This window comes from Microbacterium sp. ZW T5_45, from assembly GCF_044987415.1.
Taxonomy (GTDB): domain Bacteria; phylum Actinomycetota; class Actinomycetes; order Actinomycetales; family Microbacteriaceae; genus Microbacterium.
The window spans coordinates 71,060-92,264 of sequence record NZ_JBJDRJ010000006.1; the positions used below are offsets into that span (position 1 = coordinate 71,060).

The window sequence follows — 21,205 nt, forward strand, 5'->3', positions numbered from 1 at the left end:
GCCGATCGGCGGGGCCTTCCTCGTAGAGGGCGAGATCGGAGCGGTCAGCCGCCGATCGAGACGTTCGTCGTCGTGACGGGCTCGTCGTAGATCGCCGCGATCTCGTCGGCGAAGTCGCTCATGATGACATTGCGCTTGATCGACAGCTTCGGGGTCAGATGTCCCGACGCCTCGGTCCACTCGGAATCGAGGATGGTGAACTTGCGGATGGACTCCGCGCGCGACACCCTGGTGTTCGCCGCATCCACGGCCTTCTGAACCTCGGCCCGAACGGCGGCGTTCTTCGCCGCATCCGCCAGAGTCATGTCGGCGGGGAGACCGTTGTTGGCCAACCACGTCGGCAGCATCTCGGAGTCGAGAGTGACGAGTGCGGAGATGAACGGACGCTGGTCGCCGACGACGACGACCTGACCGACGATCGGGTTCGCGCGGATCGGGTCCTCGAGCGCTGCGGGGGCGACGTTCTTGCCGCCGGCCGTGACGATGATCTCCTTCTTGCGACCCGTGATCGTCAGGAAGCCTTCGGAGTCGAAGCTGCCGATGTCGCCGGTGCGGAACCAGCCTCCGTCGCTGAAGGCCTCCGCTGTGGCTTCGGGGTTGTTCCAGTACTCCTTGAACACGTTGATGCCGCGGACCTCGATCTCGCCGTCGTCGGCGAGGCGGACGCCGACGCCGGGCAGCGCGGGACCCACCGTGCCGATCTTCGACTTGTCCGCGAGGTTCACCGTGGCAGGGGCGGTGGTCTCGGTGAGGCCGTAGCCCTCGAGGATCACGACGCCGAGGCTGTGGAAGAAGTGTCCGAGACGCGGACCGAGCGGGGCGGAGCCGGACACCGCGTACGTGACACGGCCGCCCATGGCCTCACGCAGCTTGCCGTAGACGAGCTTGTTGAACAGGGCGAACTTCAGCTTCATGCCGAAGGGGATCGGCTTGCCCGCCTCCAGCAGCTTCGAATGCTCGATCGCGACATCCGCGGCAGCGCGGAAGATCTTGCCCTTGCCGCCGGCTTCCGCCTTCTGCTCGGCCGAGTTGTAGACCTTCTCGAACACGCGAGGGACCGCGAGCAGGAAGGTCGGCTTGAAGGAGCCGAGCGCCGGCAGCAGCTGACGCGTGTCGGGCTGGTGGCCTGTTCGCACACCCGCGTGCACATCGAGGATCGAGATGAACCGGGCGAACACGTGCGCCGTGGTGATGAACAGCAGCGTCGACGCTCCGGGCACGCGCACGACCTCATTCAGCGAGACAGCCGCGTTGCGGGCGAGCTCGACGAAGTTGCTGTGCGTCAACACGCAGCCCTTCGGGCGGCCCGTCGAGCCAGACGTGTAGATGAGCGTGGCGATGTCGCTGCCGACGGCGAGCTTGCGGCGTCGCTGGATCTCGTCGTCCGCGATCGACGAGCCCTGCGCGGTGAGTGTGTCGATCGCCCCGAGGTGCATCTGCCAGATCTCGCGGATCAGGGGCAGATCCCCGCGGACCTCATCCACGCGGGAGAAGTGCTCGGCGGACTCGACGATGAGTGCGACCGCGCCGGAGTCCTCGAGGATCCACTGGATCTGCGAGGGGGAGCTCGTTTCGTAGATCGGCACCATCACGGCACCGGCATAGAACAGGGCGAAGTCGACCAGGGTCCACTCGTACGTGGTTCGGGCGAGGAAGCCGACCTTGTCGCCGGGCTGGATGCCGCCGGCGGCGAAGCCCTTGGCCAGCGCGATCACGGCCGTCTCGAAATCGGCGGCGGAGATGTCGCGCCAGGATTCTCCGTCCGGCACGGCGAACAACGCCAGATTCGGAGTGTCCTTCACCCGTTCGGCGAGGATGTCCGAGATGTTGGCGTTCGGATCGGCGGGGACGACGGCGGGGACTTCGAACTGGACCACGGCAGCTCCTTCGGTACCGGTCGGGCTGTGTCTTTCCCCGAGTCTAGGGCATGGCACTGGATTCCACTCAAGGTGGAACTGGGTCGCGAGGCCGAACGGCGGGCTGTCCCGGCGCTAGACTGCACCCGATGTTCTACTGGCTGATGAAATACGTCGTGATCGGCCCCGTGGTCAAGGCCGTCTTCCGACCGTGGGTGGTCGGCCGCGGAAACGTGCCGCGAAACGGCGCGGCGATCCTGGCCAGCAACCATCTCTCGTTCGCCGACTCGATCTTCCTGCCCCTGATGCTCGATCGCCCAGTGTCCTTCCTCGCCAAGAGCGACTACTTCACCGGACGAGGCATCAAAGGCTGGGCGACGAAGTTCTTCATGAAGGCCACGGGGCAGCTTCCGATCGACCGCTCCGGCGGGAAGGCGTCGGAGGCATCGTTGAACACCGGCCTGCAGGTGCTTGGACGGGGAGACCTGCTCGGCATCTACCCGGAGGGAACGCGCAGTCCCGACGGCAAGCTGTACCGCGGGCGCACCGGCATCGCGCGCATGGCGCTCGAGGCGAAGGTCCCGGTGATCCCGGTGGTGATGGTCGACACGGACACGGCGATGCCGATCGGGCAGCGCATCCCGAACATCATGCGCGTCGGCATCGTCATCGGTGAACCCCTGGACTTCTCCCGCTACGAGGGCATGGAGAACGATCGGTACATCCTCCGATCGGTCACCGACGAGATCATGGTGGCGCTGCAGCGACTGGGGGAGCAGGAGTACGAAGACGTCTACGCGTCGACCGTGAAGGACCGCCTTCCGGCCGCCGCCGCACGACGTCCCTGAGCGCCGCCGACCACTAGGCTGGTGGGCATGCTCCCGCACCACACCGACGCACTCGACGCGTGGCGTTCGCTCCCGATCAAGCAGCAGCCGCAGTGGCCCGACGCAGAGCGCGTCGCAGAGGTCTCGCGCCAGATCGCGTCCCTCCCACCGCTGGTCTTCGCCGGCGAGGTCGACAACCTCCGCGATCGACTCGCCCGTGCGGCATCCGGTCAGGCGTTCCTTCTCCAGGGCGGCGACTGCGCCGAGACGTTCGCCGGAGCCACTGCCGAGCAGATCCGCAACCGCATCAAGACCGTGCTGCAGATGGCCGTGGTGCTCACGTACGGCGCGTCCATGCCGGTCGTGAAGATGGGGCGCATGGCAGGGCAGTTCGCCAAGCCGCGCTCGAGCGATACCGAGACCCGTGGCGACGTCACGCTTCCCGCCTACCGGGGCGACATCGTCAACGGCTACGACTTCACCGAAGGATCGCGCCAGGCCGATCCCGGCCGGCTGCTGCAGGGATACCACACCGCGGCCTCGACGCTGAACCTCATCCGCGCCTTCACCCAGGGCGGGTTCGCCGACCTCCGCGAGGTGCACTCGTGGAACCGAGGCTTCGCGCAGAACCCGGCCAACCAGCGCTACGAGCGCATGGCGGTCGAGATCGACCGCGCCATCAAGTTCATGGAGGCCGCTGGGGCCGACTTCGACGAGCTCAAGCGCGTCGAGTTCTTCACCGGTCACGAGGGTCTGCTCATGGACTACGAGCGCCCGATGACCCGTATCGACTCGCGGACGGACACGCCGTACAACACCTCGGCGCACTTCCTCTGGGTCGGCGAGCGCACGCGTGAGCTCGACGGTGCGCACATCGACTACTTCTCGAAGATCCGCAACCCCATCGGCGTCAAGCTGGGGCCGACGACCACTCCCGAGACGGCCCTCGCCCTCATCGACAAGCTCGACCCCGAGCGCGAGCCGGGTCGGCTGACCTTCATCACGCGCATGGGGGCGGGCAAGATCCGCGACGCCCTGCCGCCGCTGCTCGAAGCGGTACGCGACTCGGGTGCCACTCCGCTGTGGGTCACCGACCCCATGCACGGCAACGGGATCACGACGCCGACCGGTTACAAGACCCGTCGTTTCGACGATGTCGTCGACGAGGTCCGCGGATTCTTCGAAGCCCACCGAGCGGTGGGCACGTTCCCCGGCGGCATCCACGTCGAGCTCACCGGCGATGACGTGACCGAGTGCCTCGGCGGCTCGGAGCACATCGACGAGGCAGCGCTCGCGACGCGCTACGAGAGCCTGTGCGACCCGCGCCTGAATCACATGCAGTCGCTGGAGCTCGCGTTCCTCGTGGCCGAGGAGCTCGAGAAGCGCTGACGAGACCGTCGTCGCACGAAGCCCGTCCCCGAGTGGGGCGGGCTTCGTCGTTCATCGGCGGGGGCGGCGCCGAGCCCGGCTCATCGGATGCCGGATACCGGATGCCGGAACCCAAAAGTCGGGCGTCCCGCTCCGGCGATCAGAAGATCAGAACGGGCTGCTGCGGATCTGGAGCGTGATCTGGGTGCCGAGGCGGCGCATCGCGCCCTCGGACGGATCCGTGCCGGTGACCTCGGTGAAGGAATCGGGGAATGCCGACCACAGTCCGTTCCAAGTCGGCTCGAAGCCGGCATCCCGCAGCTTCGCCGCCGCTTCGTCCCTCGTCATGCCGGAGACGTCGGGCACCTCGTAGAGCTGCGGGCCCTTCGACACGATGAGCGTGACGACATCGCCCGGCTGCCACGGGCCTTCCTCAGCGCGATCGGCGATCGCGATGACCTGGCCCTCGGCGAAATCATCACTGAACTGCTCGGTGCGCTCCGAGTTCACTTCCAGACGCTTCGCGTTCAGGGTGTCGGTCGCCTGACCGACGGTCATTCCGCTCACATCCGGCACCTCGCCGAGCGATACCTGCACGACCGCCGAGTCGTCCTCGAACACGTCACAGCCGTCGCCACAGGCGTACGGGTCGCCGCCGGCGCGTGGCGTGATGCGCACGTTCAGCACCGATCCCTCTGGGACGTCCGAGGAGAAGTACTCCTCGTCGTCGCCGATGTTCACCGCGGCCGTCGTCAGTATCGTCCGCACGTCGTCGGCGGTCCTCCCCGCGAGGGCTTCGAGCGTGTGCGATGCGGGGCCGTCGGAGATGACGACGGTCACCTCGGAGCCCTTGTCACGACGCTGACCAGGGGCGGGGTCCGAACGGATCGCCAGGCCCGCATCGACGTCGATCGAGTTCTCGTGGGCCTCGACGGCGACGAGATCGTGCTCCGCTAGCTGCGCCTGCGCGGTCGCGAAGTCGACTCCGACCACATCGGGGACGGCGACCAGCGATCCGGGGCCGGAGCCGAACCACCACCCGACTCCGCCGGCGACGGTCGCCAGGAGGAGGACGAGAGTGAGCAGGAGTGCGCCGCGCGCACGGCGACGCGACGATCGCCGGCGCAGGAGCGTGGCGTTGTCGACGACCCGTGGTGCGGTGCCGGTGGCGTCCGGCACTGGAAGGGTCCCCGGCATGACCTTCGTGAGGTCGTTCGAATCCGCCTGGGACCGCGATGCGGGTGCCGTGCTGGCTGCCGCGGGGGAGACGCCGATCTCGCGCTCGATCTCGCGCAGTCGATCGAGCATCTGCTTCGCATCGTCCGGGCGTTCGTCCGGCGACTTCTCGGTCGCCCAGAGCACCAGTTCGTCGAGCTGCTCCGGAACGCCCGGGTTGCGCGCACTGGGTCGCGGCACGGACTCGGTGGCGTGCTGGAACGCGATCTGCATGGGCTGCTCGCCCTTGTACGGCTGCTCGCCGACGAGCATCTCGTAGAGCATGATGCCGAGGGCGTAGATGTCGCTGCGCGCGTCTGCGGTTCCGCGGGTGACGAGCTCTGGGGCAAGGTAGGCGATGGTTCCCAGCAGCTGCTGGCCGGTCGCGGTGTTCGCCGTCGTCGCCCTGGCGAGGCCGAAGTCGCCGATCTTGATGCGGCCGTCCTCGGCGAGCAGGACGTTCTCGGGCTTGACATCGCGGTGCACGATGCCGGCGCGGTGCGCGGCGGAGAGGCCGGACAGCACAGCATCCATGATCGTGATGGTCTGCGAGATCGTGAGGCGCTTCTGCTCGCGGAGGAGCTCGCGCAGCGTGATGCCGGGCAGGTACTCCATGACGAGGTAGGCGAGTTCGCCGTCCTGCCCCTGATCGAACACGTTGACCACGTGCGGGTCGGCGAGCCGCGCAGCGGCGCGGGCCTCCTGGATGAACCGGCTCTGGAAGGCGGAGTCATCGCTGAGGTGCGCGTGCATGACCTTGAGCGCGATCCGCCGCTCGAGGCGGAGGTCGGTCGCGACGTAGACCGTCGCCATGCCGCCGCGTGCGATCCGAGCCCGGACGCGGTACCGACCGTCGACAAGCCGCCCGATGAGGGGGTCGGCCTGCTGATTGGTCGTCACGTCAAGATTCTATTGATCGCAGCCTGAAAGCCTCGGCAACGGCTCGCCCCTGACGGGTGCGGGTTTGCCGGGACCGTCACGACAGCTGTGCCAGCCACCGCATGGCCTGCGACTCCCACCGCCCGTAGATGTCCGGATACCCGGAGATCTGCACGGCCTGGGCCGCCGCCGAGAAAGGGAGCTGCTCCCAGCCGGTGATGTCGAGAAGGCCGCGGGTCTGGGAGCCGTCGGGATCGCCGACGCCGCCGAAGAAGACGCGGATGCTGCGATCGGCGTCGAGGATCTGCTCGGGAGTTCCCCAGCCGGTGCTGGGGCGCTGCTGGAACAGGCCGAGGGAGTCGCGATCGCCGTGCGCGACGTTGCGCAGACTGGATTCGGCCATGGCCGTGGCCAGAGCGATCGCGATGCCGCGATCCCCGACGCCCCGCTCTCGACCGATGCGGATGATGAGGGCGGCGTTCGATCGCTGTTCGGCGTCGAGGTCGGCAGACAGCTGATCGGTCCCGGCGACCGGCGCCGCCACACGGATGCTCTGGCCGGGGTAGATGATCGACGAGCCGTCTAGGCCGTTCCACGAATACAGCGAGTCGAGGGTGACGCCGTGGGTGCGTGCGATGCCGAACAGCGTCTCTCCGGCGACGACGACGTGCGCGGCGTCGGACTCGTCGGAGGCTGAGGCGTCCGACACGGGCGAACTCGTCGCGGCGGGCGCGATGGCAGCACCCACTCCGATCGTGAGGGTCTGCCCTGGTCGGATGATCGAGTCGCGGGTGAGTCCGTTGGCGGAGAGGACGGCATCCACCGTGGTCGAGTGGCGCTGTGCGATGTCCCAGACGGTGTCGCCCGATCGCACGGTGTACGTGGTCGCGGCGTCCGCGCCGGTGGTCGGGGTCCGAGCCGGGAGAGCGCCGCCTCCGACGGCGGTGGGGCGGGGCGCATCGACCCGCGCTTCCACCGGGTGGGATGCCGACGCTGATGCCGGGGGAGCGGCGAGGGTGCCGGCGAGCGCGCCGATGGCGGCAGCCGCGGGTACTCCGATCCGCAGGCCACGCGCTTGTCCGGCGATCTTCGGTCTCATGGAAGCCCCCTGGTTCGGCGTCCATCCACGCTCGCATGTGAGGAAACAGATGTCAATCAGAGTGGCTGGAGTGACAGATGTGACAGGTGTGAAAATGCGCCCTGCGGGCGGAGATGAGATAGTTGCATCGTGTCTGCAACAGGAAACACCGAGATCGCCGCCTCCGACTGGCTGACCCTGCCCGACCTCGTCGAGGTCCTGGACGAGTCCCTCGGACGGGTACGCCGACTGATCGATGAGCACTACCTCGTCGGGTCCAAGCGCAGCGGTGTGTTCGCGGTGCCTGCCGTCTTCATCGTGGATGGACATCCGCTGCCGTCGCTGCGCGGAACGGTCATCGCGCTGCAGGACGCCGGGTTCAGCGACGACGAGCTGATCGACTGGCTGCTGGGGGAGGACGACACGCTGGGGCGATCGCCGATCGCCGCGCTGCTCGCCGGGCACAAGAGCGAGGTCCGTCGGCTCGCGCGCACCCTCGCCTGATCAGGCGGATCGGATCGTCGCGGCGGTCGCGAGCTCGCGCAGCGCGCCGACAGCATCCTCGTCGAGCGACGCACCGCTGAGAGCGCGGTCGGCACTGGCGGCGTAGTCGTCGATCATCGCCTCCAGCCGAGCGAGCGCTCCGGACCCGTCGATCATCGTCTGCAGCGCGGCCACCTGCTCCGAGGCGAGTCCGGGGTCGCCGAGCATCCGGTCGAAGGCGGTGCGCGATGGGGCATCCAGTGTCTGCCGCGTCAGCGCGACGAGAGCCGTGCGCTTGCCCTCGCGGAGGTCGTCGCCGGCGGGCTTGCCCGTCCGCGACTCATCGCCGAAGACGCCGAGCACGTCGTCTCGCAGCTGGAAGGCCATCCCGACCGGATGGCCGAACCGGCGGAGTGCGCGCAGCTGTCCGTCGTCGGCGCCTGCAAAGGCCGCGCCGAGGACGAGGGGCTGCTCGATGCTGTATCTCGCGGACTTCAACGAGGCGATGCGCAGCGCACGATCGAGATGGGACTCGGGGTCGTTCACGCTCCATGCCGACTCCTCGGCGATGTCCAGGTACTGGCCGACCGTGACGTCACGGCGCATGCGGCCGTACTCGCGGCGGACCACCTGCGCATGCTCCTCATCGCGCAGAGCCTCCTCGAGCAGATCGTCGCTCCAGGCCACGAGGAGGTCTCCGAGCAGGATCGCCGCTGAGCGTCCGAACGACGCCGGATCCCCGGTCCAGCCCGCGTCGATGTGCGCGCGTTCGAGGAGTCGGTGCGCGGAGGGGCGTCCGCGGCGGGTGTCGGAGTTGTCGATGATGTCGTCGTGAACGAGCGCCGCGGACTGGAAGATCTCCAGCGCCGCGCACACATCCCAGAGGGCCGTCGTCTCGGTTGCACGGGGGTCACGGACGCGCGCGACCGCGCGCCAGCCGGTATGGCAGAAGCGTGCGCGCAGTCTCTTGCCGCCGACGAGCGTGGCTGCGGCGGCATCGATCATCGCCGCGGCGTCCTCGCCGTAGTCCGACGCTTCCGACCTCCTGGTCTCGAGGAACTTCTCGAGGCGGGCGGCGACGGCTTCGGAGACGGCGGGGGCGGACGACACGACTCCCAGCATACGTAAAGGGAATCCAGGGCCGAACGGCTACCCGATGCGGATCGCGCGCGCGTAGAATGATCGGAAGATACCCGAGGGGGACGAAATGCCACTCTCCGAACAGGAGCAGCGTCTGCTCGATGAGATGGAACGCCATCTCCTCCACAACGACGCAGACGTCGTCAGCGCGCCGAACGGCGAACGAACGCTGAGCTATCGAAATCTCGTCTATGGAGCACTGCTCCTGCTCGCCGGCGTCGGCGGACTGGTCGTCGGAGTCGTGCTCGGAGACGTCTGGGGAATCGTCGTCGGGGTCGTGGCCTTCGCGGCCATGCTCGGCGGTGTGATGGTCGCCGTCACCCCCGTTCGTCGCTCGGCCGCCGCTCCTCCCCGCGAGAAGGCGAGCGCTCGCCAGACCCAGAAGTCGGGGTCGTTCATGGACCGCATGAACGACAGGTGGGATCGCCGCCAAGACGGTCACTGACCGCACACATCTCGAAAGGCCCGGATGCATCGCATCCGGGCCTTTTTGCTGTCCCTGCTACGTCACCCTCCTCCATTTTCCCTCCACTCGGCCTCCACCGCGGATTTCCCCGGAATTCCGGGCGTCACGGCGAGTGCTGATCACCGCCGATGAGCATGCCACCGAGATTTCCATAGGTTTGTGGAGTGAAGTGGAGTAAAGTGGGGCGCACCTCGAGTTGGCCGGACGTAGAGGGGGTGATGGCTGATGCTGCTGGGAACGCATTCTCCGAAGTTGGACGACAAGGGGAGGGTCATCCTCCCTGCGAAGTTCCGCGAGGACCTCGGCAGCGGAATCGTCGTCACTCGAGGTCAGGACCGATGCCTCTACGTCTTCAGTACGGCCGAGTTCGAGGTCGTGCACGAGAAGCTCCGTCAGGCGCCGCTCGCGAACAAGCAGGCGCGTGACTTCATGCGCATGTTCCTCTCCGGTGCCAGTGCGGAGATGCCCGACAGCCAGAACCGCATCACCATCCCGCAGCATCTCCGGCAGTACGCCGGGCTCCAGAAGGAGCTCGTCGTCACGGGTGTCGGCGCCCACGCCGAGATCTGGGACGCCCAGAGCTGGAACGACTACCTCGCCGCCGGCGAGGAGACCTACGCAGACCTGGAGCAGGAGGTGATCCCGGGACTCTTCTGACCTGCGGTTGTGATGCCCCGCCGCTCCTGCCCCGACGCCACTTCCCCGGCGCCGGGTCGAGAAGCGGAGGGGGATCAGAACCGAAGGTCGCACCCGAGAAAGATCATGAACCTCCGAGACATCCACACCCCCGTCCTGCTCGATCGATGCGTCGAGCTGCTCGCTCCTGCCCTCCAGGCGGACGGAGCGGTGCTCGTCGATGCGACGCTCGGCATGGGCGGGCACTCCGAGGCGCTGCTCGAGCGATTCCCGAACATCCGCCTCGTCGGGCTCGACCGCGACACCGACGCCCTCCGCATCGCGGGGGAGCGATTGGCGCGCTTCCGCGATCGCATCACCCTCGTGCATACGGTGTACGACGAGATCGGACTGCACGCGCAGGGCGCCGCCGGCATCCTCTTCGACCTGGGCGTCTCGTCCCTGCAGCTCGACGAGGCGGAGCGTGGTTTCGCGTACTCCAAGGATGCGCCGCTCGACATGCGGATGGATCAGACGAAGGGCGTCACCGCCGCGGAGGTCATCGCGACGTACAGCGAGGGCAATCTCCGTCGGATCTTCGAGCGCTACGGCGAGGAGAAGCTCGCCGGACGCTATGCGCGATTCATCATCGATGCCCGCCAGAAGGCGCCGATCACGCGGTCGGGTGAACTCGTAGACATCCTCATCGCCGCGACCCCGGCTGCAGCCCAGCGCGCAGGACACCCGGCGAAGCGGGTGTTCCAGGCCCTGCGCATCGAGGTCAACGCCGAGCTCAACGTGCTCGCCGACGCGATCCCCGCCGCCATGGATGCTCTGAGCGTCGGTGGGCGGATCGTCGTGATGTCCTACCAATCGCTCGAGGACCGACTTGTCAAGCAGGCGTTCGCCGCTGGCGCCGCGTCGACCGCCCCGAAGGGGCTGCCCGTGGAGCTTCCGGAGCATGCGCCGAAGTTCCGCATCCTCACACGCGGTGCGGAGCTCGCCGATGACGATGAGCGCGCGCGCAACCCGCGGGCGATCCCCGTCCGCCTGCGCGCCGCAGAGAAGATCAGGGAGAGCGCATGAGCCTGAACGCAGCGGTCCACGCCCCGCGGATCACTCCGACGTCGGTGACTGCGCCGTCCCGTCCCCGTCTCGAAGCGGTCCCCGCCGCCGCGCCGCGTCGGCGACCGAAGCTCGTCTACGCGCTCGTCGCATTGGCGGGCGCGGTCGCGATCGGTGCCGCGCAGATCGGACTGTCACTCGCGATCACGCAGGATTCGTACACCCTCGCGTCGCTCACCGCGCAACAGCATGAACTCGATCTGCAGAGCCAAGCCCTGCAAGAGGAGCTCACCGGCACCAGCTCGCCGCAGGCCCTCGCGACGAGCGCCGCGGGGCTCGGCATGATCGTCGCCGGATCTCCGTCGTACCTGAGGCTGAGTGATGGATCGGTGCTCGGCAGCGGTGCTGGATCGGGATCAACGTCGACGGTCGACCCGAACGGCACGGGCGCGGTCAGCAATTCGCTGCTCGTTCCCCCTGCTGCCGCTGACGCGAACGACGCGCCGGTGACGGAGCAACCGACGCCGGAGGCGGAGCAGCTGCCGCCGGCGATCACCGATGGACTGCCCAGCCCCACCACGCACTGACCCCGACCCATCCGACGGAGACGATCCCCATGACGACACGAGCCACCCGGAGTCCCCGGCGACGCACCGTCGTCGCACTGGCGGTCATCCTGTCGATCCTCGCGGCCTTCATCGTGCGGCTCGTCGACATCCAGGTCGTGAACGCCGACGAGCACGTCAACGAGTCGCTCAACTACCTCAGCGGTGGGAAGACCATAGCCGGGCAGCGCGGCACCATCGTGGATGCCGACGGCACAGTGCTCGCGGAGAGCGTCACGGTGTACGACGCCCAGCTCAGCCCGCAGGTGATCCGGCTCACCGAGGAGAACGAGAAGAACCCCCCGAAGCTGCCCTGGGCCGAGGCGTCCACCCGCATCGCGGAGATCGCCGGCCTCGACGCCGACACCCTGCGTGCGGACGTCGCCGCGGCGCTGGCGGAGAACCCCGACTCGCAGTATCTGTTCCTGAAGAAGGGGCTCACCACCGAGCAGTACATCGAGCTGAAGGACCTCGGGGTGACGTCGTACCTGAGCATGCAGCCGCGCGAGGAGCGGGTGTACCCGAACGGTGCGGTCGCGGCGAACCTCGTGGGCTACCTCAACGGCGCTGGCGATGCCCAGACCGGTGTCGAGCAGATGGCGCAGAAGTGCCTTGCACCGACCGACGGAGAGATCAGCTACCGCTCGGGTGAGGGCGGGGTCGTGATCCCCGGCAGCGAGCGCACCGTGCCCGCCGTTGACGGCGGGACCGTGCAGCTCACGATCAACAGCGACCTGAACTGGTACCTGCAGCAGATGATCGCCGAGGAGGCGCAGATCCAGGGGGCCCAGGGCGGCACCGTCACAGTCGTCGAGGTGAAGACCGGGAAGATCAGGGCGGCCGCCGAGTGGCCGACCTACGACCCCAACGACCTCGACGCGACGGACCCGAACACGTGGACCAGCAAGCTCTTCAGCTATCCGTTCGAACCGGGGTCGACCTTCAAGGCGATCACCGCCGCCGCGGTCATGGAGAACGCGGGCGTCACGCCGACCAGCCCGACGGTGAGCGCATCGTCCCGCGAGAACTTCCCGAACGGCGCCGTCATCAACGACGCCTTCTCGCACCCGACGTACAACTACACGCTGGCCGGAGCCCTGATCGACTCGTCCAACGTGGCGCTGTCGAAGTTCGGCACCATGGTCAGCCCTGACGTGCGATACGACTATCTCCAGAGGTTCGGCGTCGGCACGCCCACGATCGGGTTCCCGGCTGAGGCATCAGGTGACCTCCACCCGACGAGCGACTGGGACAACCAGTCCCTGTACACGACCACGTTCGGCCAGTACTTCACGGTGACCGCACCGCAGGTCGCCGGCGCGTACCAGGCGATCGCGAACGGCGGCGAGAAGATCGACCTGTCCCTGATCGAGTCGTGCACGGATGCCGACGGCACGGTGCACGAGTCGCCGGCACCCGAGCACGAGCAGATCATCCAGCAGTCCACGGCATCCGATCTCATGCGCATGCTCGAGAACGTGGCCGTGCAGGGCGGCAACGCCGAGCGGATCGAGGTCCCGGGGTACCGGATCACGAGCAAGACAGGTACCGCGCAGATCCCCGACGGCAACGGCGGATACAAGTCCGGCGTGTATTACACGAGCATGGTGGGCGTCGCTCCCGTCGACGACCCCCAGTACGTCGTGATGGTCACGCTCGACCAGCCGACTAGAGTTACATCGTCCGCCGCGACGGCCACCGCCTTCCAGAAGGCGATGACGCAGGTCCTGAAGACCTACCGCGTCCAGCCCTCGACCGTCCCCATGGACGACCTTCTTCCCAAGTTCAACTAGCCGGCGCCCCGACGCCGCGCCTGGAGATGTCATGATCGCCCTGTCGCTCGCTGAGATCGCCGCCGTCCTCGGTGGTGAGCTGCGCCTCGCCGGAACCGATTCGGCGGATACCGTCGTCGACGGCGTCGTGGACACCGATTCCCGGAACATGTCGTCCGGATCGGTGTTCGTCGCCAAGCCCGGAGCGGAGACCGACGGACACCGTTTCGTCGGTGCCGCGGCGCAGGCCGGAGCCGCCCTCGCGATCGTGGAGCATCCCGTCGACGTGTCGATCTCGCAGATCGTCGTGCCGGATGCCGTCGCTGCGCTGGCCGACCTCGCCCGAGAGGTCGTCTCCCGGGTGCGGGCCGGCGGTCGCCTCAAGATCGTCGGCATCACGGGTTCCAACGGCAAGACCACGACGAAGAACTTCCTCGCACGCATCCTCGCCGACGAGGGCGAGACTGTCGCCCCGATCAACTCGTACAACAACGAGGTCGGCGCTCCGGTCACGATGCTGCGGTTGACGCACGACACGCGGTACCTCGTCAGCGAGTTCGGCGCGGACGGCCCCGGAAGCATCGCCCGTCTCGCCGGCCTGGTCGAGCCGGATGTGGCGGTCGTGCTCATGGTCGGATTGGCGCACGCGGGCGGGTTCGGCGGAATCGAGGCGACGGCCAAGGCGAAGTCCGAGCTCGTCGCCGCGGCGCTCCCGTCGGGAACCGCCGTGCTGAACGTCGACGACCCGCGTGTCGCCGCGATGCGCGAGATCGCGGACTCCCGGGGAATGACGGTCGTCGGATTCGGCCAGTCGACCGCGGCCAATGTCCGCGCCCACGACCTCGTCGTCTCCGCCTCCGGCACGACGAGCGTGATCGAGGTCGCCGGCGAGCGGTATCCGCTGCGTCTGCGCGTGCTCGGCGCCCACCACGTGAACAACGCCCTCGCCGCGATCGCCGCGGCCGGAGTGCTCGGCGTCGCACCGGCGGACGCGATCGCCCGGCTCGAGACCCTCGACATCGCCGAGCGTTGGCGCATGCAGCCGCTCGGCAACGACCGGGTGCGGATCATCAACGACGCGTACAACGCGAGTCCCGACTCCATGGCGGCCGCTCTGCGCACGCTCGCGCAGATCACCGGACCCGAGGAGCGCACGGTCGCGGTGCTGGGAGCCATGAGCGAACTCGGCGAGACCGCGGGGGAGGAGCACGACCGGATCGGTCTGCTCGCCGTGCGACTGAACATCCAGCGGATCGTCGTCGTCGGGCCCGAGGCGCGGCGCCTCTTCATCTCCGCCATCGGCGAGGGATCCTGGGACAGTGAAGCCGTGTTCTTCGAAGATCAGGACGCCGCGTTCGATTACCTCACGACCGAGCTGCGCGACGGTGACCGCGTTCTCGTGAAGTCGTCCAACTCCGTGGGGCTTCGGCACCTCGGCGATCGTCTGGGAGAATTGTTCTCGTGAGGTCTCTCATCATGGCGGCGGCCATCTCGCTCGCCTTCTCCCTGTTCCTGACCCCGGTCTTCCTCCGACTCTTCCGGAAGTGGGGCTGGGGGCAGGTCATCCGAACCCCCGAAGCGATCGAGAACCCCAGCCACGAGGCGAAGCGGGGTACCCCCACGATGGGCGGCGTGATCTTCATCGTCGGCACGATCGTCGGCTACTTCACCGGCGTCTACGTCGGCGGCGGCACCCCAGGTCTCTCCGCGCTCCTGGTCATCTGGCTGATGATCGGCTTCGGAGGCGTCGGCTTCATCGACGACTACATGAAGGTCCGCAGTCAGCGCAGCCTCGGCCTCTCGGGCTGGCGCAAGATCATCGGCCAGCTCATCGTCATCATCCCCTTCGGCATCGTCGCGCTGAACTTCCCGAACAAGTTCGACCAGACTCCGGCATCCGGGGCGATCTCGCTGTTCCGGGACATCCCGTGGCTCAATCTCTTCGCGTTCACCGCGATCGTCGGGTGGGCGCTGTATCTGATCTGGATCTCGGTCATCGGCGTCGCGACGTCGAACAGCGTCAACCTCACCGACGGCCTCGACGGTCTCGCCGCGGGCGCGGGCGTCCTCGTCGTCGGCGCGTACAGCCTGATCGCCTTCTGGCAGTTCAAGCAGTCCTGCGTGGGCGACGGTGTCGAGAGTGCCGCGCTGGCGGGCTGCTACGAGGTGAGGGATCCCTTCAGCCTCGCGATCATCGCCGCCTCGTTCGCGTCGGGACTCGTCGGCTTCCTGTGGTGGAACGCGCCGAAGGCGAAGGTCTTCATGGGTGACGTCGGCTCGATGGCGATCGGCGGTGTGATCACCGCGATGGCGATCCTCACCCGCACCGAGCTCCTGCTCCTCGTGATCGCCGGCGTGTTCATCATCTCCTCGGGTTCGGTGATCCTGCAGCGCATCTACTTCAAGGTCACGCGCGGCAAGAGGCTGTTCCTGATGAGTCCGTTCCACCACCACCTCGAAATGCGGGGGTGGTCGGAGGTGACCATTGTCGTCCGGATGTGGATCATCGCAGGTCTCCTGGCGGTGTCGGCCGTCGGGCTCTTCTACGTGGAGTGGCTGACCCGTGTCGGTTGACGAACGCCTCGCCGGACTCACCAGCTGGAACTCCGACTGGTCGGGTCTCCGCGTCGCGGTGCTCGGCCTGTCGATGACGGGCTTCTCGGTCGCCGACACGCTCACCGAGCTCAAGGCCGAAGTCCTCGTGCTCAGCGAGTCCGCCGACGAGGAGTACGAGCGGCTGCTGCCGGTGATCGGCGCGGGCCTCGCCCTCGGCTCTCTCGCCGAGGTGCCGCCGGCCCTTGTCGCCTTCGCTCCCGATGTCGTGATCGCGTCACCAGGGTTCGCACCCTCGCATCCGGTCATCCGGTGGGTGCGGGATGCCGGGATCGCCCTGTGGGGCGACGTCGAACTCGCCTGGCGTCTGCGCGACAAAGTCGTGCGTGCGGACGGGACGCCCGCGGACTGGGTGCTTATCACCGGAACCAACGGCAAGACGACGACGACGCAGCTCACCGCGTCGCTGCTCGTCGAGGGCGGCCTTCGCGCCGCTCCCTGCGGCAACATCGGCGTGCCCGTGCTCGACGCCGTGCGGGATCCGGCGGGCTTCGACGTCTTCGTCGTCGAACTCTCCAGCCATCAGCTCTGGTATCTGGGGCAGTCGCGCATCGAGGGGCAGTTGTTCCCCCATGCGGCGGTGTGCTTGAACCTCGCCGACGATCACCTCGTGTGGCACGGCAGCGCCGAGGCCTATCGCGACGCGAAGGCCCTCGTCTACCGCAACACCCGGGTCGCCTGCGTGTACAACAAGGCCGACGAGGCCACGCGCCGCATGGTCGAGGAAGCCGAGGTGGTGGAGGGCGCCCGTGCCATCGGCTTCGATCTCGGCATCCCCGGCCCCAGCGATCTCGGTGTTGTCGAGGGACTGCTCGTGGATCGCGCGTTCCTCGACGACCGCCGCAGCACCGCTTTGGAGCTCACGACGATCGCCGATCTCGAGAGCGTCGGTCTCGCCGCTCCGCACATCGTCCAGAACATCCTCGCCGCGAGCGCCCTCGCCCGGTCCCTCGGCGTCGCCCCCGAGGCGATCCACTCCGCGCTGCAGGCCTTCACGCTCGACGCGCACCGCATCCAGGTGATCGCGCGTCACGAGGGCATCACCTGGATCGACGACTCGAAGGCGACGAACCCGCACGCCGCAGCGTCATCGCTCCGCGCCTATCCCGGCGCCGTGTGGGTCGTGGGCGGAGATCTCAAGGGCGTCGACATCGCGGAACTCGTCGCCGATGCGGGCGCGACCGCGCGTGCCGCGGTGGTGATCGGCGTCGAACGCGACGGCGTCGTTGCGGCATTCCGGCGACACGCGCCTGGGGTGCCGGTGTTCGAGGTGGATGCCGCCGAGACTGGACAGGTCATGAACCGCGTCGTGGAGATCGCGGCCGGGATCGTCGATGGCGAGGGCACGGTTCTGCTGGCCCCCGCCGCGGCATCCTTCGACCAGTTCTCCAGCTACGCGGATCGGGGCCACCGCTTCGCCGAAGCGGTGCGGGGCTGGATCGAGCGGGGGAACGCCGATGACGCAGGTGGAGCGCACACCGCGCACTGACTCCTCGGAGCGCTCGTTCCGCGGACTCGCGGCTCGGGTGTCACTCGGCCGCCGGTTCACGCCGCCGTCCACCGAGTTCCTGATGATCGCCTCGACGGCGCTCCTGCTCACGGTCTTCGGCGTCGTGATGGTGCTCTCGGCGACGAGCGCGATGGCGGTCGCCGACGGGCAGAACCCGCTGGACGGAGCCCTCCGTCAAGGAGTGTTCGCCGTGATCGGCATCCCCTTGATGTTCGTGATCTCGCGGTCGCCGATCGCGTTCCTGAAGAAGATGGCGTGGCCGGCGCTGTTCGGCGCCGTGGCGCTGCAGATGCTCGTGTTCACGCCTCTCGGGATCGAGGACGGCGGAAACCGCAACTGGATCAAGATCGCCGGCTTCCAGCTGCAGCCGTCCGAGTTCCTCAAGCTCGCCCTCGCGGTGTGGATCGGCTACGTGCTGCTGCGCAAGCAGACCATGCTGAACACGTGGCACCAGGTCTTCATCCCCGTGGTGCCGGTGAGTGCGCTGGCGATCGGCACAGTGCTCGCCGGCAAGGATCTCGGCACCGCGATGGTGCTGGTGCTCGTGCTGCTGGGCTGTCTGTTCTTCTCGGGCGTCAAGCTGCGGCTGTTCATCATTCCCGTGATCCTCGGCGTGCTCTCGGTGCTCGCGCTCGCGCTGACGAGCGAGGACCGGATGCGGCGTATCACCGCGGTGTGCACCGACATGTCCGCCTACACCGACAACTGCTACCAGTCGATCCATGGCATGTGGGGCATGGCCACCGGAGGGATCTTCGGCGTCGGTCTCGGCAACTCGCAGGAGAAGTACGGGTGGCTGCCCGCCGCGGGAAACGACTTCATCTTCGCGATCGTCGGCGAGGAGCTGGGCCTCATCGGATGCCTGATCGTCCTCGCGCTGTTCGCGATCTTCGCCGTCGGCGTCTTCCACATCATCCGCAAGACGCGCGACCCGTTCATCCGTGTCGCGGCCGGCGGGATCACGGTGTGGATCGTCGGTCAGGCGATCCTCAACATCGGCGTCGTCATTGGGATCTTCCCCGTCATGGGCGTGCCGCTGCCGTTCATGTCACAGGGCGGTACCGCCCTCCTCGCCGTGCTCATCGCCTGCGGCGTCCTGCTGGCCTTCGCGCGCACTCTTCCTGCAGCCGAGCGGGGTAAGGTCTCTCAGTGACCACGTACCTTCTCGCCGGCGGGGGAACCGCCGGCCATGTCAATCCGCTGCTCGCCGTCGCCGACGGTCTCCGCGAACGCGACGGTTCGGCCGAGGTCCTCGTCCTCGGCACGGCGGAAGGCCTCGAGGCGCGGCTCGTGCCGGAGCGCGGCTACGAGCTCCTGATCGTCGACAAGGTGCCCTTCCCCCGCCGCCCGAATCGGCAGGCCCTCGCTTTCCCCGGGCGCTTCCGGAGGGCGATCGCCCAGGTGCGCGCGCACATCCGCGACCATGGAGTCGATGTAGTCGTCGGCTTCGGCGGCTATGCCTCCGCTCCCGCCTACGTCGCGGCGCGACGGGAGGGAATCCCGTTCGTCGTGCACGAGGCCAATGCCAAGCCCGGTCTCGCCAACGTGCTCGGCGCGCGTGGGGCCGCCGCGACGGGAGTGGCGTTCGACGGCACGCCCCTGCGCGGCGGAGAAGTCGTCGGGATGCCGCTGCGGCGCGAGGTGATCGCCCTGGACCGCGCTGCGCGCCGGGACGAGGCCGCCGAATACTTCGGGCTCGACGCCGGGCGACCCGTGCTGCTGGTGTTCGGCGGCTCCCTGGGCGCACAGCGACTCAACGAGGCCCTCGCCGGGTCGTGGGCCGACGTTCTCGCGGCCGGCTGGCAGCTGCTGCACGTCACCGGCGAACGCAGTGATCTCGCCGACCCCGAGGTGCCCGGCTACGCCCTTCGTCGGTACGTCGACCGCATGGATCTCGCCTTCGCCCTCGCGGACCTGATCGTGTCCCGCTCCGGCGCGGCGACCGTCAGCGAGATCAGCGCCCTCGGCATCCCCGCGCTGTACGTACCGTACTCGGTGGGCAATGGCGAGCAGCGGCTCAACGCGGCGTCCGCCGTCGCTGCCGGCGCAGCGGAGCTGCTCGATGATGCGACGTTCGACGGAGACGCCGTTCGGCGCATCGTGATCCCGCTCCTCGCGGACCCCGCACGCATCGCGCGCATGGCGGCTGCCGCCGAGAAGGTCGGCACCCGCTCCGGCACCGAGAACGTCATCGCGCTGGTCGACAGGGCGCTGGTCGACAGCGGCTCCCGCTGAACGCCGCGACGCCGATCGCGCCGACGCCCCACGGCTCCGGCCCCACGGCCGACCCGAACGTAGACTGAGGACGACATGATCAGACCTGACCTCTCCCTCCCCATCCCCGAGGACATCACCTCGGCGCACTTCATCGGCATCGGCGGCTCCGGCATGAGCGGCCTGGCTCGGATGTTCCTGGATGCCGGCATCCGCGTCTCCGGTTCGGACCGAGCCGACAGCGCCGCGCTGCGCTCCCTCGCCGAGGCCGGTGCCACGGTGCACGTCGGCCACGACGCCGCGCATCTCGGCGATGCGGACACCGTGGTGCACACGGGAGCGATCTGGCCGGAGAACCCCGAGTTCGTGCTCGCGAAGGAGCGCGGACTGCACGTCATCCACCGTTCCCAGGCGCTGCACTGGCTGATCGGGTCCCGTCGCCTCGTCTCGGTCGCCGGTGCACACGGGAAGACCAGCTCGACGGGGATGATCGTGACCGCCCTCCAGGCGCTCGGTGCCGACCCGAACTTCGTGAACGGCGGAGTGATCGAGCAGCTCGGCGTCTCGAGCGCCACAGGTTCGAGCGACCTGTTCGTGATCGAGGCCGACGAATCCGACGGCACCTTCCTGCTCTACGACACAGCCGTCGCACTGATCACCAACGTCGATCCCGACCACCTCGATCACTATGGCTCCGACGAGGCGTTCCACGAGGCGTTCGTCCGATTCGCCGATGCCGCCTCCGAGGCGGTCGTCATCTCGAGCGACGACGCCGGCGCGCTGCGCGTCGGTGCCAGGCTGTCGCATCCGAACGTGATCACCTTCGGCTTCGCCGACGACGCGGCCGTCCGGATCACCGACGTGACGACCGGAGCGGGGGTCGCGGCCACCGTGACCCACGCGGGCGAGACGACGCGTCTGCAGCTCGCGGTTCCCGGCGTGCACAACGCCGTCAACGCGACCGGCGCGATCGCCGTGCTGCGGGCCCTCGGCTTCGGTCTGGAGGAGTCCGCCCGTGCCGTCGAAGGATTCGCCGGAACCGTGCGGCGACTCGAGAAGCACGGCGAGGAGCGCGGGGTCGCCGTCTACGACGACTACTCCCACCATCCGACCGAGGTTCGCGCCGCACTGGAGGCGATGCGCTCCATCGCGGGCGCAGGACGCATCATCGCGATCCAGCAGCCGCACACCTACTCGCGCACCCAGCACATGTACCGCGAGTTCGCCGAGGTGCTCGAGCAGTACGCCGACCACACCGTCATGCTCGACGTCTACGGCGCGCGGGAGGACCCCGTGCCCGGCGTGACCGGCGAGCTCGTCTCCGGCGCCTTCGCCGACCCTGAGCACGTCCACTACGTCCCGGACTGGCAGGAGGCGGCCGACTACACCGCGCGCGTCGCCGGCGAGGGGGACTTCGTCATCACGCTGGGCTGCGGCAATGTCTACCAGATCATCCCGCAGGTCCTCGATTCCCTGCGCGCACCCGCCCGGGGCTGACC

18 protein-coding genes are annotated in these 21,205 nt (G+C 68.2%); 14 read left to right on the forward strand and 4 right to left on the reverse strand.

Annotated elements, in window-relative coordinates; all coding sequences use genetic code 11:
• Positions 1–44: 44 nt before the first annotated feature.
• A complete protein-coding gene (locus ACI3KS_RS04465) occupies positions 45–1,877 on the reverse strand; it encodes an AMP-dependent synthetase/ligase (RefSeq protein WP_404915620.1) in 1,833 nt (610 codons plus the stop codon).
• A 128-nt stretch (positions 1,878–2,005) separates the two neighbouring features.
• On the opposite strand from ACI3KS_RS04465, the gene ACI3KS_RS04470 reads away from it, so the two are divergent.
• Positions 2,006–2,704 (forward strand): lysophospholipid acyltransferase family protein, encoded by a 699-nt coding sequence (locus tag ACI3KS_RS04470; RefSeq protein WP_404915622.1) that lies wholly within the window; start codon positions 2,006–2,008, stop codon positions 2,702–2,704.
• 27 nt (positions 2,705–2,731) lie between these two features.
• Positions 2,732–4,072 carry a class II 3-deoxy-7-phosphoheptulonate synthase gene (locus ACI3KS_RS04475; protein ID WP_404915624.1) on the forward strand — a complete coding sequence of 447 codons (1,341 nt, stop codon included), beginning with the start codon at positions 2,732–2,734 and terminating at the stop codon, positions 4,070–4,072.
• 147 nt (positions 4,073–4,219) lie between these two features.
• On the opposite strand, the gene pknB is transcribed toward ACI3KS_RS04475, so the two are convergent.
• Entirely contained in the window at positions 4,220–6,166 is a 1,947-nt protein-coding gene (gene pknB, locus ACI3KS_RS04480) for a Stk1 family PASTA domain-containing Ser/Thr kinase (RefSeq protein ID WP_404915626.1), read from the reverse strand.
• Positions 6,167–6,242: 76 nt separating this feature from the next.
• On the reverse strand, positions 6,243–7,244 hold the full coding sequence (locus ACI3KS_RS04485) for a LysM peptidoglycan-binding domain-containing protein (RefSeq protein ID WP_404915628.1): 1,002 nt from the start codon (positions 7,242–7,244) through the stop codon (positions 6,243–6,245).
• Between the two features lie 129 nt (positions 7,245–7,373).
• Here ACI3KS_RS04485 and ACI3KS_RS04490 point away from each other — a divergent pair, with 129 nt between their 5' ends.
• Complete coding sequence (locus tag ACI3KS_RS04490; RefSeq protein ID WP_404915630.1) at positions 7,374–7,727, forward strand: Rv2175c family DNA-binding protein; 354 nt, start codon at positions 7,374–7,376, stop codon at positions 7,725–7,727.
• On the opposite strand, the gene ACI3KS_RS04495 is transcribed toward ACI3KS_RS04490, so the two are convergent.
• Entirely contained in the window at positions 7,728–8,816 is a 1,089-nt protein-coding gene (locus tag ACI3KS_RS04495; protein ID WP_404915632.1) for a polyprenyl synthetase family protein, read from the reverse strand.
• Positions 8,817–8,913: 97 nt separating this feature from the next.
• On the opposite strand from ACI3KS_RS04495, the gene ACI3KS_RS04500 reads away from it, so the two are divergent.
• The 11 genes from ACI3KS_RS04500 (at position 8,914) to murC (ending at position 21,203) form a co-directional block, all read left to right on the forward strand.
• A complete protein-coding gene (locus tag ACI3KS_RS04500; protein ID WP_404915634.1) occupies positions 8,914–9,291 on the forward strand; it encodes a DUF3040 domain-containing protein in 378 nt (125 codons plus the stop codon).
• Between the two features lie 246 nt (positions 9,292–9,537).
• Positions 9,538–9,969: a division/cell wall cluster transcriptional repressor MraZ gene (gene mraZ / locus ACI3KS_RS04505; protein WP_404915636.1), complete on the forward strand. Its 432-nt coding sequence runs from the start codon at positions 9,538–9,540 to the stop codon at positions 9,967–9,969.
• Positions 9,970–10,074: 105 nt separating this feature from the next.
• The gene (gene rsmH / locus ACI3KS_RS04510; RefSeq protein ID WP_404915638.1) at positions 10,075–11,013 is read left to right on the forward strand and encodes a 16S rRNA (cytosine(1402)-N(4))-methyltransferase RsmH; all 939 of its coding nucleotides are present in this window, start codon (positions 10,075–10,077) and stop codon (positions 11,011–11,013) included.
• Positions 11,010–11,579: a hypothetical protein gene (locus ACI3KS_RS04515; protein ID WP_404915640.1), complete on the forward strand. Its 570-nt coding sequence runs from the start codon at positions 11,010–11,012 to the stop codon at positions 11,577–11,579. Before rsmH ends, ACI3KS_RS04515 begins: the two co-directional genes overlap by 4 nt.
• 29 nt (positions 11,580–11,608) lie before the next feature.
• Positions 11,609–13,390 (forward strand): peptidoglycan D,D-transpeptidase FtsI family protein, encoded by a 1,782-nt coding sequence (locus tag ACI3KS_RS04520; protein ID WP_404915642.1) that lies wholly within the window; start codon positions 11,609–11,611, stop codon positions 13,388–13,390.
• Positions 13,391–13,421: 31 nt separating this feature from the next.
• A complete protein-coding gene (gene murF / locus ACI3KS_RS04525) occupies positions 13,422–14,834 on the forward strand; it encodes a UDP-N-acetylmuramoyl-tripeptide--D-alanyl-D-alanine ligase (RefSeq protein WP_404915644.1) in 1,413 nt (470 codons plus the stop codon).
• On the forward strand, positions 14,831–15,943 hold the full coding sequence (mraY, locus tag ACI3KS_RS04530) for a phospho-N-acetylmuramoyl-pentapeptide-transferase (protein WP_404915646.1): 1,113 nt from the start codon (positions 14,831–14,833) through the stop codon (positions 15,941–15,943). The genes murF and mraY overlap by 4 nt, the downstream gene beginning before the upstream one ends.
• On the forward strand, positions 15,933–17,471 hold the full coding sequence (gene murD, locus ACI3KS_RS04535; protein WP_404915648.1) for a UDP-N-acetylmuramoyl-L-alanine--D-glutamate ligase: 1,539 nt from the start codon (positions 15,933–15,935) through the stop codon (positions 17,469–17,471). Before mraY ends, murD begins: the two co-directional genes overlap by 11 nt.
• A complete protein-coding gene (gene ftsW / locus ACI3KS_RS04540) occupies positions 17,440–18,645 on the forward strand; it encodes a putative lipid II flippase FtsW (RefSeq protein WP_404915650.1) in 1,206 nt (401 codons plus the stop codon). Before murD ends, ftsW begins: the two co-directional genes overlap by 32 nt.
• A complete protein-coding gene (locus tag ACI3KS_RS04545) occupies positions 18,642–19,727 on the forward strand; it encodes a UDP-N-acetylglucosamine--N-acetylmuramyl-(pentapeptide) pyrophosphoryl-undecaprenol N-acetylglucosamine transferase (RefSeq protein WP_404915652.1) in 1,086 nt (361 codons plus the stop codon). The genes ftsW and ACI3KS_RS04545 overlap by 4 nt, the downstream gene beginning before the upstream one ends.
• A 75-nt stretch (positions 19,728–19,802) precedes the next feature.
• Entirely contained in the window at positions 19,803–21,203 is a 1,401-nt protein-coding gene (gene murC / locus ACI3KS_RS04550) for a UDP-N-acetylmuramate--L-alanine ligase (RefSeq protein ID WP_404915654.1), read from the forward strand.
• The last annotated feature ends 2 nt before the right edge of the window (positions 21,204–21,205 follow it).